Source organism: Leptospira koniambonensis, from assembly GCF_004769555.1.
GTDB classification, from domain to species: domain Bacteria; phylum Spirochaetota; class Leptospiria; order Leptospirales; family Leptospiraceae; genus Leptospira_B; species Leptospira_B koniambonensis.
In genome coordinates, this window is the sequence record NZ_RQFY01000004.1 from 1,646,206 (window position 1) to 1,661,153 (window position 14,948).

Here is a 14,948-nt window from a genome sequence, read left to right on the forward strand (position 1 = left end):
AGTTGTACTAAATCGCAAAGAATGATACATCATAAAAAGTATTGGACGAATCCCGAAAATCCCGCATTTTGACAAGTGGTAGAATGAAGTTAGTAATCAATATCCCTTGCTATAACGAGGAAAAAACTCTTTCTACGGTGCTCGCTGAGATCCCCAAAAAGATCCAAGGCATCAAGACGATAGAAGTTCAGGTTGTGGACGATGGTTCCACAGATCGTACCTCCGAGATCGCAGCTGAATATGGCTGTAAAATTATTTCTCACAAAAAGAATTTAGGATTAGGCAGAGCATTCAAGTCCGGAGTAGAAGCTGCTTTGGAAAGTGGAGCTGATATTTTCGTAAACACTGATGCGGATAACCAGTATCCTTCTTCTTATATTCCTGATCTAATTACACCAGTTATGAATGGTAAGGTGGATATAGTTATCGGAAATAGAGTTCCTTGGAAGGTGGAACATTTTTCTCCTTTAAAGAAAACTCTACAATGGTTCGGAAATTTGGTAGTTCGAAATTTGATCGGCACTAATATTCCTGATACGGTTTCTGGATTTAGAGCTTATTCCAGAGAAAGTCTTTTAAGACTACATGTTACTACTAAGTTCTCTTATGTTTTAGATACGATTGTGCAAGCGGTCAAAATGGATCTTGCTGTTTCTTCCATTCCGATCCCAACGAATCCTCCTACTAGAAAGTCCAGACTGTTTAAGAATATTTTCCAGCATATGTGGAAGTCAGGTAATTCTTTAGTTAAATTACTGATTGTTTATAGACCATTTCAATTTTTTGGAGTTTTGGCAGTCACTACTTTTGTTCCTGCGTTAGCGATTGCGGTTCGGTTTCTGATCTTTTTCTTCTTAGGGATTGGCAAAGGTCATGTGCAGTCTTTGTTATTCGCTGTAGTACTGGTAATCATCTCTGGATTGTTTTTAGTTTCAGGAATTCTGGCGTTTCTAATCGGTATGAATCGAAAATTGAACGAAGAAATTTTATACTATGAGAAGAAGAGAACCTTTGGTCCTTCTACTCACTCTAAAACTTCAAAAGCAAAAAATTAAATATATTCTTCGAATAATTTAAAATAGGTCTTTTGGGATGAATAAGAAAAAAGTAATTCTAGATAAGCCTAAGATCGCCTTATTAGGCCCAATACCTCCCTTCCGAGGAGGTATATCCCAATATACATTTGAACTTCAAAAAGTTTTAGAAAATAGATCTAATTTACTTACTATTTCATTTCATAGGCAATACCCAGGCTTTTTGTATCCGGGAAAAACGGATTTAGATCCTTTTTATAAAGGCCAAAAGTTGGAAAATGTATCCTATACAATCGATGCGTTAGACCCCTTTTCGTTAGTAAAAGTCGCTGATTCCGTATTGAAGAGTGGATGTGAATTGGCGATACTCTCTTGGTGGACTTTGTTTTGGGCCCCAGGTTTTGCTTTTATTTCCTCTCGTTTGAGAAGAAGTGGGATCAAGACTGTATTTTTGTGCCATAATTTATTTGATCATGATTCTGGTTTTTTAAAAAAGTTCATTACGAAAATATTAATTAGAAATGCGGATGGATATTTAGTACATAGCTCCGAGCAAAAAGAAATATTAAGCTCTATTTTTCCGGATAAAATTATATTACAAAATCCTCATCCTATTTATGAACAATTTCCTGCCCCAAAAGGAATTCTCAAACCTCGAGGAAAACTGGAACTTCTTTTTTTTGGATTTATTCGTCCTTACAAAGGACTGGATCTTTTATTAGAGGCCCTGGCAAAGTTAAACGATCCCGAAATTTATCTAACTGTAGTAGGGGAATCTTGGAAGGATCCAGAAGAATTGATCTCATTTTCTAAAAAATTGGGGCTGAATAACGTTGAATTTCATCTGGAGTATACTGACGAAAGTTCTGTATCAGAATTTTTCTATCGTGCGGATTTAGTTGTTCTGCCGTATCGTTCTGCAACTGGGAGCGGGGTTGCGACAATTGCGTATCATTATGAAAAACCAATATTGGCTACAAGAGTCGGAGGTTTTCTGGATACCATCATTGATGGAGAAACTGGATTTTTAATCGAGCCAGGTAGTTCAGATATTATTGCAGAAAAGATTAGACCTCTTTCCAGAAAATCTTTGGGAAAAATGAAGTCTTCGATCCGAAATTTTAAAAGAAATTTTACCTGGGAAAGTATGGTTTCAAAAATTATAGAATTCCATTCTATATTTAATAAAAGAAGTTAATTGCTCTGAGTTTAATCAATTTACGGAGATAAAATGAAAAGTTCAAAGCCGAAACAAAAAACATTAAAAAAGGAAGAATTTAAAAATTCTAATGTTCTTCTGATCGGCACTTATTCCTCCGAAAATAAAGGTGACGCTGCCATGGAATTAAGTGTGGCGAATAAAGTAAAAAATGAACTCGGAGCCACAGTTAAGATCTCTTCTCCTTTTCCGCATATCGACAGATCATTTTATTCAGATTTCGAAGTGGTCTTTTCTCAAAGGAGAAAATTGATCCGTGCAAGCATTCAATTATTTCTGGCGTTTATTTATTCTCTCTTACCTAAATCCGCACAGAGCAAATTTGATTTTCTAATCCTTTCCGACGAAGGAAAAGCGATCTTGAGTTCAGACTTAGTTATTGATTTGAGTGGGGATATGTTAACTGAGGATTACGGGCCTCATGTAGCGTATTCTCATTTTATTCCAATCTTAATGTCTATCTTTCTTGGGAAAAAGGTTTTTCTCTGTGCTCAATCGATTGGCCCATTTAAGCTCACTACTTTTCTCGCTAAATATATTTTTACAAAAGTTTCCCAGATAACGGTTAGAGAATCTATATCTTACGACTATATGAAACGTTTTAAACTTTCAGAAGTTATTTTAGCCAAAACTGCTGATGTTGCTTTTTTATTAGAACCTTCTGATTCTAAACGAGCACAAGAAATTCTAAAAGAAGAAGGTTTAGTTCTGCCTAAAAACCGTGTTGTGCTTGGAATTTCTGTAAGCGACATCATTCAGAGAAAATATAATTCCAGATCGGATCAGAAAGGAAAATTCGAAGATGAATTTGCTGCAATGTTGGATCGATTGATTGAAACGGATAATTATTTTATCGTTTTCGTAAGTCATGTAACAGGTCCTTCTGAAACTAAAGACGACAGAAATCTTTCTAAAAGAGTTTTCTCTAAAATGAAAAACGGGAAGTTCGGGTTCGTATTATCCGGGAACCATAGGCCAGAAGAAATTAAACAAATCATCTCTCAATTTAATCTATTTGTTGGAGCAAGAATGCATGCAAATATCGGAGCTCTTTCTGTTGGAACTCCTATCATTGCTATTTCTTATAGCCATAAAACTCCGGGGATTATGAAAGAATTTGGATTAGGTGATTGGGTCCATCCGATTGAAACTTTAAATATGGATGAATTGTACCAATCTATACTTACAATGTATAAAAAAAAGAAAACGATCTCTTCTCAGATAACCAAATCCAATGAAAGAATTAAATCGATTTCAGGAGAGAATATCCTAAAGATCAAAGAACTTCTTTCCAAGACTTATTGATAAAGATTTTAGGTCCTTCTTTGAAAAATGCTCGACCTAGGATTGAATTGAATGCTTGGATAAGTAGAAAAACGAAATATTTCCGATCCCAGACATTATAAATAGAATCTGATCGGAACGAGGGGTTTCATGGAATATTTATGCGGATGTTTATACAAAAATTCCGTAAAGAAGGATAGAAACATCTCTACAAGAGATAGATTATCCAATTATCATCGTGAGTCCCCTAAGGCCCTTCTAGATAAACCTCAAATCGAATTATTCTCTTCGGCTAACGGATCCAAATTTCTCTCAGGACAATATTCGGAATCCGAAGTGTATGTTTTCTTTCTTGGGCCGATTAATGGAATTTGGAAAGATTCCTATACTGGATTTGATCTGGAAACGCCAAACGTTTCTGCCAAATACGTTTTAGATTTTTACCTGAAGAATGGGGTCGCAGATCTAGGAAAATTAATAGGGCAATTTAGTTTAGCAATCATTGATAATCGAAATGAAACAAAAGTTTTCTTATTAGGTGATTCTACTGGAATGAGATCTTGGTTCGTTTCCGATGAAGGGGATCGATTTCTATTTGGCACTCATTTAAGTTCAGTTGCTGTCATCAGCCAAGCTGCTAAGATAAATCAAACGTACGAAGATTTCTTTTTGACTTATGGATTTATTCCTTTTTCCAAAACAGTCTTCGAGGGTGTTGAGGTTGTTCCTACAGGAATGTTTTTAGAAACAGGCATCGAGGACGGAGGCAAAAATTATTCATATAAACTTTTAACAAAGCCAGAACAAATAGCAGAGAACTTAGACAGTTTATCTTTAGATGAAATGGTAGATAAGTTAGACGAAGTCTTCTTATCTTCTCTTGCCTCTCAAGTCCCATCCGGGCAAAAGAATGTGGCTGTATTATTAGGGGGTTTTGATTCAGCATTGGTTGCTTCTGGCCTTGCTCGATTAGGGAAACAAGTTCATACTTATAGTTTCTTTTACGAAGACGAAAGTTTTAACCAGCCTCATACAGATACACTTGCTAAGTTTTTGGGAAACAAACATAGCTGGATCAAAGTAGACGAAAAGGTAATTTTAGAAGGACTAAATCATTTTTCTGAAAACTTCAATTACCCTACTAACTGGCTGAATTATTTAGTTCAAACAAACCATCTTGGAAAGAAGATCAAGGAAGATGGAAACGATTTCGTTTATACTGGGGACGGTTGTGATGTCGCATTCATGGGCTATCCGAGAACACATTTTGTTGCACATTGGGTTAAGTCTATTAACCGTTTGATCCCTAAATTCCTAATTGGATCAGTAATCGGATTGATTGAGGCATTTAGGATCGAATTATTAACCGGTAGACCAAGCCGAGTTTTGGTTGGATTACTTAGAAATTCCATGTTTAGATCCGATTTGCGAGGGTTTATTAATTTTCGGATTTTCGATGAGTCTTCTGTAAGACTGTTAAGAAAGAAGAAATTTGTACCAACTCAAACGAATGAGATGATCTTAACGAAACTATTGCAAACGGGAGCAAATCTTTCCATTGATAGAAAAGCATATTTAGGAAAGGCTTTGCAGTCTCCTAATAAAGCTAAAATTATTGGAACGTCCGACACGAATGGTTTGGTGATACAGGGGCCTTATCTACATCCAATCCTGAAAAATTTTGCAATGAGAATTCCTGATTCAATGCTTAGGCCAAAAGGGAATACTAAAAATTCTACAATAGGTAAATACGTTCTTTCTTTAATGGCTGAAACAAAAAAATATCTTCCTGAAGAGATCATATACCAAAGGAAAGTAGCTGCGGTAGACGCGCCTGTGGACACTTGGTATAAGAAATATTTAAAGAAGGATATCTCTAAATTGATCCTTGATAATTGTCCTTTTGAGGTGAATGAGAAATATCTAAATAATCTTTTCCAACAAAAATCTATCGAAGAATTATATCGTAATAAAGTTTCTTCAGACACAATCACTACACATGAACTTTCTCTCCTTGCTACGTATTCTTCCTTTGCAAAGTTTGGGAAAGAAGTTTGAATTTAATTTTGAAACTAAAAGTGGATGAATATATAGTTTTAGAGATCCGTATCCGAAATATCCACTTTTCAAAAACAATTGTTCTTTAGATGAACCTTAAACATATAAAAAGTTATTTATTTTTCTTTCTTCGAATATTATTCGCGATCGCGTTAGGCAGTTACGTCTTCTTAACCGTGGATTTTGCATCTGTTTGGGATGCACTTTTACAATTCAGTATTCCACTATTTCTGGTCTCTTTTTGTTTAAGTACGATTTGTTCTATAGTGATCCCTGCGATGACTACAAATCGTGCATTAAGAGTAAGTGGTATTGATATTTCACTTTGGGAATCCATAAAGATAAATTTCTCTATGCGACTTTATGTTATGATACTTCCCCAAGTGCTTAGCTCAGGTATCCGTTGGTTTCGATATAGGGGGCCTGAAAAAGGAAAGGGGTGGGAAGCCGCATCTATTATCTTTTTCGAAAAAATAGTTCAGCTATTCTTTATTACGTTTAGCACCTTGGTGTTTTTTCTGATCAAAATTAATACCATCCCGGAAGTTTTAAAAGATTCTATTCCATTAATTGGTTTGTTTACATTCGCATTTTTTGCATTGATAGTATTATTTCTATCCCCATATGTTTTTGGTTTGTTTGGGTTTATATTCAAATTCGTTCGAAATCATTTTCCACATTTTATAGCAAGTAGAGTTGATAAGATCGAAGAAGCCATCCAAGTATATCATAAATTAGGAAAACGTTCTGTAGCATTAATGTTTTTCGGATATTTGTCTGCACATTTGATCTTTATACTTAGCTCGTATGTGTTAGGAATTGGTCTTGGTATCGAAATGGATTATATCGATATGGGTTGGGTGCGATCGATCGTCTTAACATTGAGTGCTTTGCCGATTACTGTCGGAGGTTTAGGGGTCCGCGAATTAGGGCATATTTATCTCATGGGCTATTTGGGCGTTGATAAATCTACCGCGGTCACTTTTTCGCTCTTGATATTTGCGATACAAATTTTAATCGCATTGCTTGGAGCTTGCTTTGAAATTTGGAGATTTTTATTAAAGTCGAAGAAAGGTTTTGCAAAGTAAAAGAGTTTACCGGGTCTTATGTATAATTTTTCGAATAACGAATTGATTGTTTTGGCAATTAAAGCCGGCTTGGAAACAGCTGCTCTTATATTTGTTCTCTGGCTTTTATTCTTTAAATTTAGAATTTTAGAATATTTTCAAGTATTAGATCGTATTAAGGTCTTTTGGTTTTTGACATTCGTCCTTCTTTGGACAACAGTGCAAGTTTTAGATAGATGGCAGTATTTTTTTCCTCAAAAAGTTAGCTTCTATCCTCTCGCTCGTTTTGCAATGTTTCAGTTGGGAAAAAAGAGGGAAGTCAGAGAAAGTTACATTTGGACTGTTGAACTTGAAAATGGAGAAGAGAAAGACTTTAATCCAGTATCTTCCTTTTCTGCGATCGGTCAGCCTTCTTTAAGTACTAGACTGGAATTATTAAGAGAGGAGTTAGATTCGGAAAATAATTCAAAGAAAGAACATGGAAAAAAAGAAGCTCAGCTTTGGGCAAATTCAGTAAGAAATTATTACCATGGTAAATATGCAAAAAAAGTAAATTCGGTCGTATTCTATAAAACTGCTTCTCCGGATGGAATTAGTATTTTAAGGACCGAACTTTATGCAGTGGAGTTTTAAATGAAAAAGATCCTTTTGCATGATGATGCTGATTCTAAAACTTTGGGTTTCGCACGTATTTTTGTTTTTACGATCGTATTTTTGCATGTATTCTTTGATCGAACTTTGGCATTATCCTATCTCGATCCTGGCCTTTTTTTTCCCCAAGGAATATTCAAATTCATTCCCTCTGATTATTGGATCGGGATTAACTCAGCTGGGTTTTTATTGACCTTTAAAATCCTTTTATTAACTTTTTTGACCGGTTCGATATTTGGAGCAAATAAACTTTCTCTCCACGCTTCTTATTTGGGATTCGCAATCTTTTTAGGTATTGAGAAGGGATTTGGCGGACATGTGGATCATAGGGAACTTTTTTTAGTTTATATTATGTTTTCCTTATCTTTGACTCCTTGTTTGGATTCATTGAGCCTCCAAAAGCCGGATTTACAAAATGAGAAAACTCCTCAAGTCTATAAGGCTTCGATATTACTTATTCTTTTGGTCCCAATTTTAGAATATGTGTATATAGGCGTTGCAAGATTATTTATAGGTTTTCCAGAAGTATTCCATCCGGAAATAATGAAAGGTTGGATACTACATGGGATGATCCGTCCTACTAGATTTCCTTCTACAGGGATTGGTGCTTATTATCTTTCTCAAAGCTGGTTGAATTGGACATTGTATTTTATTTTGGCATTTTCCACTGTTTTGGAACTTCTGGCGTTGCTATTTCCTTTTCTGAAAAAATGGCCGAAACGTTTGCTAATCTTTTCTCTCATTGGATTTCATATTAGTATTTTCTTAATAATGAATATTATCTTTATTGAGAATATTACGATCCTTCTATTATTTTTTAATTATACTCCACTCTTAAATAGAATCCTAAAACCGTTTCAGGCAGAAGGGCAGGTGTTTTATGATAAGAATTGTGCTATTTCAAATTCACTAGTGAAATCGATCGTTTCTTCTGGCGGAGCCGCGAATTTGAGTTTTAATTACTTAGATACTTTTCCAAAGGCCGAAATTGGCAAAGTGTCGGACTCATTTATTGTCTTTCAGGATAAAGGAACGGGAAAACAATACTTTCGATCTGATGCTCTTTTAAGGACTTTAGCAGCGTCTGGTTCTACTTATTCTTTCTTTTGGATTTTTATATTGATCCCAAAATTCTTTAGGGATTTGGGGTATTGGGTCTTTTCTAAATATAGATATTCGATCTTTGGGAAGACAAATTGAAGTGATCTCTTGTCAACTTTAGCTAAGTTGAAATTGTGATTAAATGATTGCGCATTGTCTTACAAAAGTGAGAATGCCTTAACTCCCCTTTAAACTCACTTTTACAAGAGCCTTAAAATAAAATCATGAAACATAACGACGCAGTGACTTATCGTCCGGATATCGACGGTTTAAGAGCGATCGCAGTCCTTTCCGTAGTTCTATTCCACGCCTTCCCAACTGTGATACAGGGTGGATTTGTAGGTGTTGACGTTTTTTTTGTAATCTCCGGATACCTGATCTCAAGTATCCTTTTTAAAAATCTCCAAAAAGGTACATTCCATTTTTTTGATTTTTATTCACGAAGAATACGAAGGATCTTTCCCGCGTTACTAGTGGTTTTAACCTTCTGTCTGACTTTAGGGTATTTTGTATTATTGGGAGAAGAGTATAAACAATTAGGAAGACACACCTTCGCAGGAAGTTTCTTTTTTTCTAATATAGCTCTTTTAGATGAATTATCGGATTATTTTAACGTAGCAGCTGAATTAAAACCCTTATTACATTTATGGTCCTTAGGTATTGAGGAGCAGTTTTATATAGTCTGGCCTCTGGCTCTATATGTGGCTTGGCGTTTTAGATTTAATTTGTTCTTCATGACTATAGTCTGTGCAGGAATTTCCTTAATCTGGAATTTGTCCGAATATAAGAAAAATCCAATATATACTTTCTATTTACCTTATACTCGTGTTTGGGAATTATTATTTGGAGCTACTCTCGCCTGGACACAATTATATAAAACCGGATCAATTAAAGATTTTTTTCCTGCTTCTTTTGGGAAGTTTGAGTTTTTAAATAAACCATTATCTTTTTCTAAATGGAATGATCCTAAGATAAACAATATACGCTCTATTTTAGGTATTATGTTTATAGTATTGCCTGCTTTACTCTATGGCAAGGATACACCTTTTCCTGGTTTTGCAGCGATACTGCCGGTGCTCGGAGCAGTCTTAATTATTTCATCCGGCCCTGAAGCGATCGTTAATAAAAGAATTTTGGCGACTAAGCCAATGGTATTTGTAGGACTAATTAGTTTTCCTTTATATTTATGGCATTGGCCTTTATTATCTTTCACTGCGATTTTGGAATCAGGGGCTCCTGCGCTTCATTGGAGAATAATTGCAGTATTTCTTTCTTTCCTGTTCTCTTTCTTAACTTGGCATTATGTAGAAAAGAATTTACGTTTTCGTGAGAGCACTTGGATACTCGCCTCATTGTCTGGATTACTGATTTTCGCGGCTTTATTTGGTCAGACCATTTATAAAAAAGACGGATGGTCCTATCGTGTTTCTAAATACAGCGAGAACGCGAAAATTTTTGAAGGTTGGATGATCTCCGACCAAAAATGTACGGATAAATTTAAATCGGAATACGGATCAAACTTAGTATATTGTCTTGTTGGTGATCTGAATAAGCAGCCCGATGCAGTTTTGATTGGAGACAGTCATGCTAACGCTTTAGCTTACGGGCTTATCCAAAAATTTTCTAATCAAGGTTCGAATTTATTACATATGGGATTAGGGGGCTGCCCTCCATTTTTTGGAATAGAAGCAGATCCTAAGCGACCTTGCGAGAGAGAGAATAACACATTAGAGTTATTGGAAAAAAATCCTAAGATCACTAAGATCATATTGAATAGCCGAGGTCCTAGATACTTAACCGGTCATGGTTACGGAAATCTGGAGGCGAATGCAGTTGGCGCGGCAAAATATCGTTTAAGGCCTGATATAACAGATCCTAATCTAGCTTTTCGTGAAGCAATGCGCGATACATTGAGAAGGTTGACCGTTGCAGGAAAAGAAATCGTTTTTGTGACTGACGTCCCTGAAATAGGATTTGATCCTAAACGTTGTGTTTCTTTGAGACCTTTCCGGCTCGAATTCGAAGATCCTGAAAAAGTCTGTAAGATAGACCGGAAAGATTTTAATGAAAGAACTTTAGAATATCATGAATTAGTAAATTCAGTTTTAAAAGAATTTCCTAAGGTGAAACTATGGGAGACTTGGAAAAATTTTTGCGACGATCAATATTGTTATGCAATTAAAGATGGGAAATTGTTGTACAGAGATAGTAATCACATTTCTCTTCAGGGCTCTTATTGGTTAGGAGATAAATACGATCCGAAATAAGGATCGTAAATTTCCGGATAATGGCTTAGGCTAAACGCCTAAGCTAATTTTCCAATCTCTAAAAAGCCTTTTCGGGCTTTTCTCCCACATAATTCCAATGCCCCATTTTACGGTCTTGCCTTGGATCTGATTTACCATAAAGGTGCAAAGTATATCTTTCATCTGCAAGATACTTTGCCCAAAGATCAGAATCAGGAAGATAATCCTGTCCCAATATATTTTTCATGGAAGAAGTTTGGGAAGAAATTTCTGCAGGGAGTGGAAGTCCGGTAAGACATCTTAATTGCAGCTGGAATTGAGAAATACTTGCACCGTTTTGAGAAAAATGTCCTGAGTTATGCGGTCTTGGAGCAAATTCATTTAGAACGATCTTATCACCTTTGATAAAAAATTCTAATCCGAATACTCCAACATAATCGATCCCTTCTGCTAGGATTTTAGCTGATTCTACCATTTGTTTTTTGATAGAGTCAGAAAAATTTCCAGGGTGAATAGTTAGATCTAAGATATGATTTTTATGAATATTTTCAGAAGGAGAAAAACAAAGTATATTTCCTTTTTGATCTCGAGCTAAGATCACAGAACCTTCTTTATCGAATTCATACCATTCTTCTAAGATCAGATCAAGCGGCTCTTGTCCTAGTGAACCAACCCATGCTCTAAATTCTTCTTTGGTTTTAAATTTGGTTTGTCCTTTTCCATCATAACCAAAGGAAGAAGTTTTTAGAACCGCAGGGAACTTGGAAGTCTCAGCTGCTTTTGTTGCTTCTGCCTTATTTGTGATCGGATAAAAAGGTACAGTAGGAAGTCCCAATTTAGAAAATAATGTTTTTTCTCGGATCCTATGTTGTGCGATCCGAATACATTCCGTACTTGGGAAAACTGGAAGAGAATTTTTTTTAGAATATTCTGAGATGAAGTTCAGTTCTGCGCCAGGTATATTCTCGAATTCGAATGTAAGCGCATCTATTGATTTCAAAAATGTTTGAAGTGAATTTTCGTCCTCATAAGGAGCAACTGTTTCAGAAGCTCCTACTAAGGATGCAGGACTATTTCTTTCTGGAGAATAAACGGATACAAGATAACCCATTCGGATCGCTTCTTGGGCGAACATTCTTCCAAGTTGCCCTGATCCCATCACTCCAAGCCTTGCAGGAGGAACTAGAATTTTTGTCATATTAGGTCTTTGTTTTTGGACAATGCTTCTTCTCTAATATCGTTTCTGTATTGTTCCAATTTTTGTGATAATGTTTCGTCTTGCAGGGACAATATTCTTGCAGCAAGTAGTCCTGCGTTTTTTGCTCCTGCAGTTCCGATAGCAAGTGTTCCTACCGGAACTCCACCTGGCATCTGTACTATGGATAACAAACTGTCCATTCCGGACAGCGCCTTACTTTGAACAGGCACTCCTAATACGGGTAGAGTAGTGAGAGATGCTACCATTCCAGGAAGATGAGCCGCTCCACCTGCGCCTGCGATGATGATCTCAAAACCTTTGGATCTCGCAGATTTGGAAAATTCAAATAATAGTTCTGGAGAACGATGTGCGGATACGATTTCAGTATGACTTTCAATCCCGAATTGTTTCAGGATGGAGACCGCTTCTTTCATGGTTTCCCAATCGGAACTGCTTCCCATTATAATAGCTACTTTCGTTTTCACACTTGCAAATTCCTTTAATATCGATCCACCGGCAAGCCCGAAAACACTTTGGGGCACCTTGGTTCATGAATTTAATTCTTCTACGGCTCTTTCTAATTTCATTCCTCTGGAAGCTTTTGCTAATAGATAAGAGCCGAAAGGGACTTCTTTACGAATTGTATCTACTAAGTTTTTGAGTCCTTCTTCGTTGCCCGGAAAGGAGAAGGATAGAAGTCCCTGACTCGCTTTTTTCCGAAAACTCTTTAACGCATGAGAAGATTCTGTTCCGAATAGAAAGAGTCCTTTGCAATTTTTTAAACCTGCTGCAAAACTTCCTATCTCAGTATGGAACTTACGGGAATAATTTCCTACTTCTTTCATGTCTCCTAGTACTGCGTAAAATCCTTCTTCGCCAGAGATCTGTGAACATGCTTCCAAAGAAGATAACATGGATTCTCTATTTGCGTTATAGGTATCATTTAGGATTTTATAATTTCCTACTTGGAAATCCAATCGTTTGTCGCCGGATCTAAAATTTTTGATCCCGTTTTGTATCCATTCTGTAGGAGTTCCCATATCTTCCAAAACGGAAACACATAGCGCTAGATTTTCTAATAACTTGATCCCAGGGAGACTCCAATCCAGAGTAGAATTTAAAAAGGAAATTTTAAATCCTTCTCGGTTTGTTTCTAAAATTTCTATTCTTCTTTTGAGCGGAACCGATTTGAATTTGATACCATAACGTAGACATCTTCGTTTTAGAAAATTCTTATATTCTCCAGTTTCAGGATAGAATAAAACTCCACCTTTATACATTCCTTCCAAAACTTCTGCTTTTGCTTTTGCGATCCCTTTTCTGGAGCCTAATAATTCTATATGTGCTGTTCCGATCGTAGTAATGAGTGAATAATCAGGTTTTGCCATTTTGGTAAGCCTGGAAATTTCTCCAGCATGGTTCATTCCCATCTCACATACTACATATCTTGTCTTGGAGTTGATCCCAAATAATGTGAATGGAACGCCGATCTCATTATTATAGTTTTTTTCTGTGACCAGTAAACCTTCTCCCAATGGCGAAAGACAAGAGGATAAGATCTCTTTTGTAGTGGTCTTTCCACTGGATCCAGTGACTGCAATCAAGATCGGATTAAATCTGGATCTATGGAATGTAGCAAGTTTTCCGAGCGCGAGTAATGTATCTTTGACTTGGATCGCTTTTGATCTTTGTTCTGACGTGAGACTTTCTAAGATTGGATGATCCTTCTCGCATAAAAAATAAGAGGCTCCCTTTTCTAAAGCATCTAATATAAATTCGTGTCCGTCCCTGTTTCCTCTTAGAGGTACGAATAAGGTTCCAGGTTCCACCATTCCGGATGCGGTGCTAATACTTTCGATCTCCGATTCTTTTTGGAAGGAGAAGTCGGAGACACTTTCTAGTATCCTTCTTACTGTTTCCGGATCGTATTGGAATGGGGCTTTCATCAGACCCAATATCTTCCTACCTAAAATACTCGCAGTCTATTTTTAAAAATTCCTCTTGCAAGCTCTCGGTTCTAGTTTTCAAGTATGCGGGATGCGAAAAACCAAGGTTGTATTAATCGGTTTGGGAAGGATCGCTTCTTCCTTGGAAAAAGATCCGTATCGGTCCAAACCTTGCACTCATTCCGGGGTCCTATTCTCCTCTTGGGGTAAAAAGAATTTTGAGTTAGTGGGAGGAGTGGATCCTAATCCGGATAAAAGGGAGAAGTTTTGTAAGCAGTGGAAACTTTCCGAACACGTTACCTTCGCAGGTCCTGATCATTTTCCTTTTAAATATAAACCTGATCTTGCAATTATCTCAAGTCCTTCTGAATCTCATTATAGAAATGCGATCGAATGGATCGAAAAGGGTGTTAAAAATTTTCTGATCGAAAAACCGGTTTGTGAAACTTTCTTACAAGCCAAGGACCTGGAAAAAATTTCCCGCAAGAAAGGGATACGTATATGGATCAATCACGAGAGAAGATACCATCCCAAATATGCATGGGCCAAAGAGGTTTTGGACTCTCAAAAATATGGACCAATTCGTACGATCCGCGCTTCTGTTTTGACTTCTGCCTTGGCCCCTGGCCGGGCATTCCAAGGAAGAACAGGGCCATTATTCCATGATGGAACTCATGCAGTTGATTTGATTTATTGGTTTTTGGGGAAACCGGATAGGATCCGATCTTCTTTGACTAGACGTAAGGGTATCCCCATCGAGGATAGGGCTCTCGCATTCTTGGAATATAAGTCTGGGCAAGCGGTGTTCTTGGAAGCTGGGGGTGCTCGAAAGTATTTCCAATTCGAGATGGATATTATGACCGAGGAGGCCCGTATCCTTCTCTCCAATGATGGTATGAGACTTTTCGTTTCCAAACCTTCTAAAAAATACAAGGGATTTAATAGTTTGACGGAAGTCTCATTTCCCGAAAAATCAATCCTCGGATCGAACCCGTTTATGAATCTTTACGCGGAGATACGTAATGTTCTTACGGGGAAATCAGAAAGAATGACCGGTGATATCGGAGAAAATTTAGGCATCATGGAACTTTTACATAAGATCAAAACCGGCGCCGAAATCAGAACGGTTTCCGAAATTTAAACC

12 protein-coding genes are annotated in these 14,948 nt (G+C 36.8%); 9 read left to right on the forward strand and 3 right to left on the reverse strand.

Going from position 1 to position 14,948, the window contains the following annotated elements; translation table 11 throughout:
* The first annotated feature begins 83 nt into the window (after positions 1-83).
* The 8 genes from EHQ52_RS11775 (at position 84) to EHQ52_RS11810 (ending at position 10,681) form a co-directional block, all read left to right on the forward strand.
* A complete protein-coding gene (locus EHQ52_RS11775; protein ID WP_135615342.1) occupies positions 84-1,055 on the forward strand; it encodes a glycosyltransferase family 2 protein in 972 nt (323 codons plus the stop codon).
* A gap of 37 nt (positions 1,056-1,092) precedes the next feature.
* Positions 1,093-2,232, forward strand: coding sequence for a glycosyltransferase family 4 protein (locus EHQ52_RS11780; protein ID WP_244244847.1), 1,140 nt, complete (start codon positions 1,093-1,095; stop codon positions 2,230-2,232).
* Between the two features lie 33 nt (positions 2,233-2,265).
* Positions 2,266-3,558, forward strand: a complete 1,293-nt coding sequence (locus EHQ52_RS11785; RefSeq protein WP_135615343.1) for a polysaccharide pyruvyl transferase family protein — start codon at positions 2,266-2,268, stop codon at positions 3,556-3,558.
* Between the two features lie 129 nt (positions 3,559-3,687).
* Positions 3,688-5,595, forward strand: coding sequence for an asparagine synthase-related protein (locus tag EHQ52_RS11790; protein ID WP_135615344.1), 1,908 nt, complete (start codon positions 3,688-3,690; stop codon positions 5,593-5,595).
* An 89-nt stretch (positions 5,596-5,684) separates the two neighbouring features.
* Entirely contained in the window at positions 5,685-6,683 is a 999-nt protein-coding gene (locus EHQ52_RS11795; protein WP_135615345.1) for a lysylphosphatidylglycerol synthase transmembrane domain-containing protein, read from the forward strand.
* A gap of 51 nt (positions 6,684-6,734) precedes the next feature.
* Complete coding sequence (locus tag EHQ52_RS11800) at positions 6,735-7,295, forward strand: hypothetical protein (protein WP_135615346.1); 561 nt, start codon at positions 6,735-6,737, stop codon at positions 7,293-7,295.
* The gene (locus EHQ52_RS11805; protein ID WP_135615347.1) at positions 7,296-8,513 is read left to right on the forward strand and encodes a DCC1-like thiol-disulfide oxidoreductase family protein; all 1,218 of its coding nucleotides are present in this window, start codon (positions 7,296-7,298) and stop codon (positions 8,511-8,513) included.
* A gap of 125 nt (positions 8,514-8,638) precedes the next feature.
* Positions 8,639-10,681, forward strand: coding sequence for an acyltransferase family protein (locus tag EHQ52_RS11810; protein ID WP_135615348.1), 2,043 nt, complete (start codon positions 8,639-8,641; stop codon positions 10,679-10,681).
* A gap of 58 nt (positions 10,682-10,739) precedes the next feature.
* On the opposite strand, the gene EHQ52_RS11815 is transcribed toward EHQ52_RS11810, so the two are convergent.
* The 3 genes from EHQ52_RS11815 to EHQ52_RS11825 form a co-directional block, all read right to left on the reverse strand.
* Positions 10,740-11,858, reverse strand: a complete 1,119-nt coding sequence (locus tag EHQ52_RS11815; protein ID WP_135615349.1) for a 5-(carboxyamino)imidazole ribonucleotide synthase — start codon at positions 11,856-11,858, stop codon at positions 10,740-10,742.
* Complete coding sequence (gene purE / locus EHQ52_RS11820; RefSeq protein WP_086448343.1) at positions 11,855-12,343, reverse strand: 5-(carboxyamino)imidazole ribonucleotide mutase; 489 nt, start codon at positions 12,341-12,343, stop codon at positions 11,855-11,857. Before purE ends, EHQ52_RS11815 begins: the two co-directional genes overlap by 4 nt.
* Positions 12,344-12,406: 63 nt before the next feature.
* On the reverse strand, positions 12,407-13,804 hold the full coding sequence (locus EHQ52_RS11825) for a UDP-N-acetylmuramoyl-tripeptide--D-alanyl-D-alanine ligase (RefSeq protein ID WP_135615350.1): 1,398 nt from the start codon (positions 13,802-13,804) through the stop codon (positions 12,407-12,409).
* A gap of 91 nt (positions 13,805-13,895) precedes the next feature.
* Here EHQ52_RS11825 and EHQ52_RS11830 point away from each other — a divergent pair, with 91 nt between their 5' ends.
* Positions 13,896-14,945 carry a Gfo/Idh/MocA family protein gene (locus EHQ52_RS11830; RefSeq protein ID WP_135615351.1) on the forward strand — a complete coding sequence of 350 codons (1,050 nt, stop codon included), beginning with the start codon at positions 13,896-13,898 and terminating at the stop codon, positions 14,943-14,945.
* Positions 14,946-14,948: the final 3 nt, after the last annotated feature.

What these genes read in the sequence shown, in the direction of transcription:
- EHQ52_RS11775 (WP_135615342.1), top strand. Translation starts at nt 84, where the DNA reads ATGAAGTTAGTAATCAATATCCCTTGCTATAACGAGGAAAAAACTCTT.
- EHQ52_RS11825 (WP_135615350.1), bottom strand. Translation starts at nt 13,804, where the DNA reads ATGAAAGCCCCATTCCAATACGATCCGGAAACAGTAAGAAGGATACTA.
- EHQ52_RS11830 (WP_135615351.1), top strand. Translation starts at nt 13,896, where the DNA reads ATGCGAAAAACCAAGGTTGTATTAATCGGTTTGGGAAGGATCGCTTCT.
- EHQ52_RS11810 (WP_135615348.1), top strand. Translation starts at nt 8,639, where the DNA reads ATGAAACATAACGACGCAGTGACTTATCGTCCGGATATCGACGGTTTA.
- EHQ52_RS11790 (WP_135615344.1), top strand. Translation starts at nt 3,688, where the DNA reads ATGGAATATTTATGCGGATGTTTATACAAAAATTCCGTAAAGAAGGAT.
- EHQ52_RS11815 (WP_135615349.1), bottom strand. Translation starts at nt 11,858, where the DNA reads ATGACAAAAATTCTAGTTCCTCCTGCAAGGCTTGGAGTGATGGGATCA.
- EHQ52_RS11785 (WP_135615343.1), top strand. Translation starts at nt 2,266, where the DNA reads ATGAAAAGTTCAAAGCCGAAACAAAAAACATTAAAAAAGGAAGAATTT.
- EHQ52_RS11780 (WP_244244847.1), top strand. Translation starts at nt 1,093, where the DNA reads ATGAATAAGAAAAAAGTAATTCTAGATAAGCCTAAGATCGCCTTATTA.
- EHQ52_RS11805 (WP_135615347.1), top strand. Translation starts at nt 7,296, where the DNA reads ATGAAAAAGATCCTTTTGCATGATGATGCTGATTCTAAAACTTTGGGT.
- EHQ52_RS11795 (WP_135615345.1), top strand. Translation starts at nt 5,685, where the DNA reads ATGAACCTTAAACATATAAAAAGTTATTTATTTTTCTTTCTTCGAATA.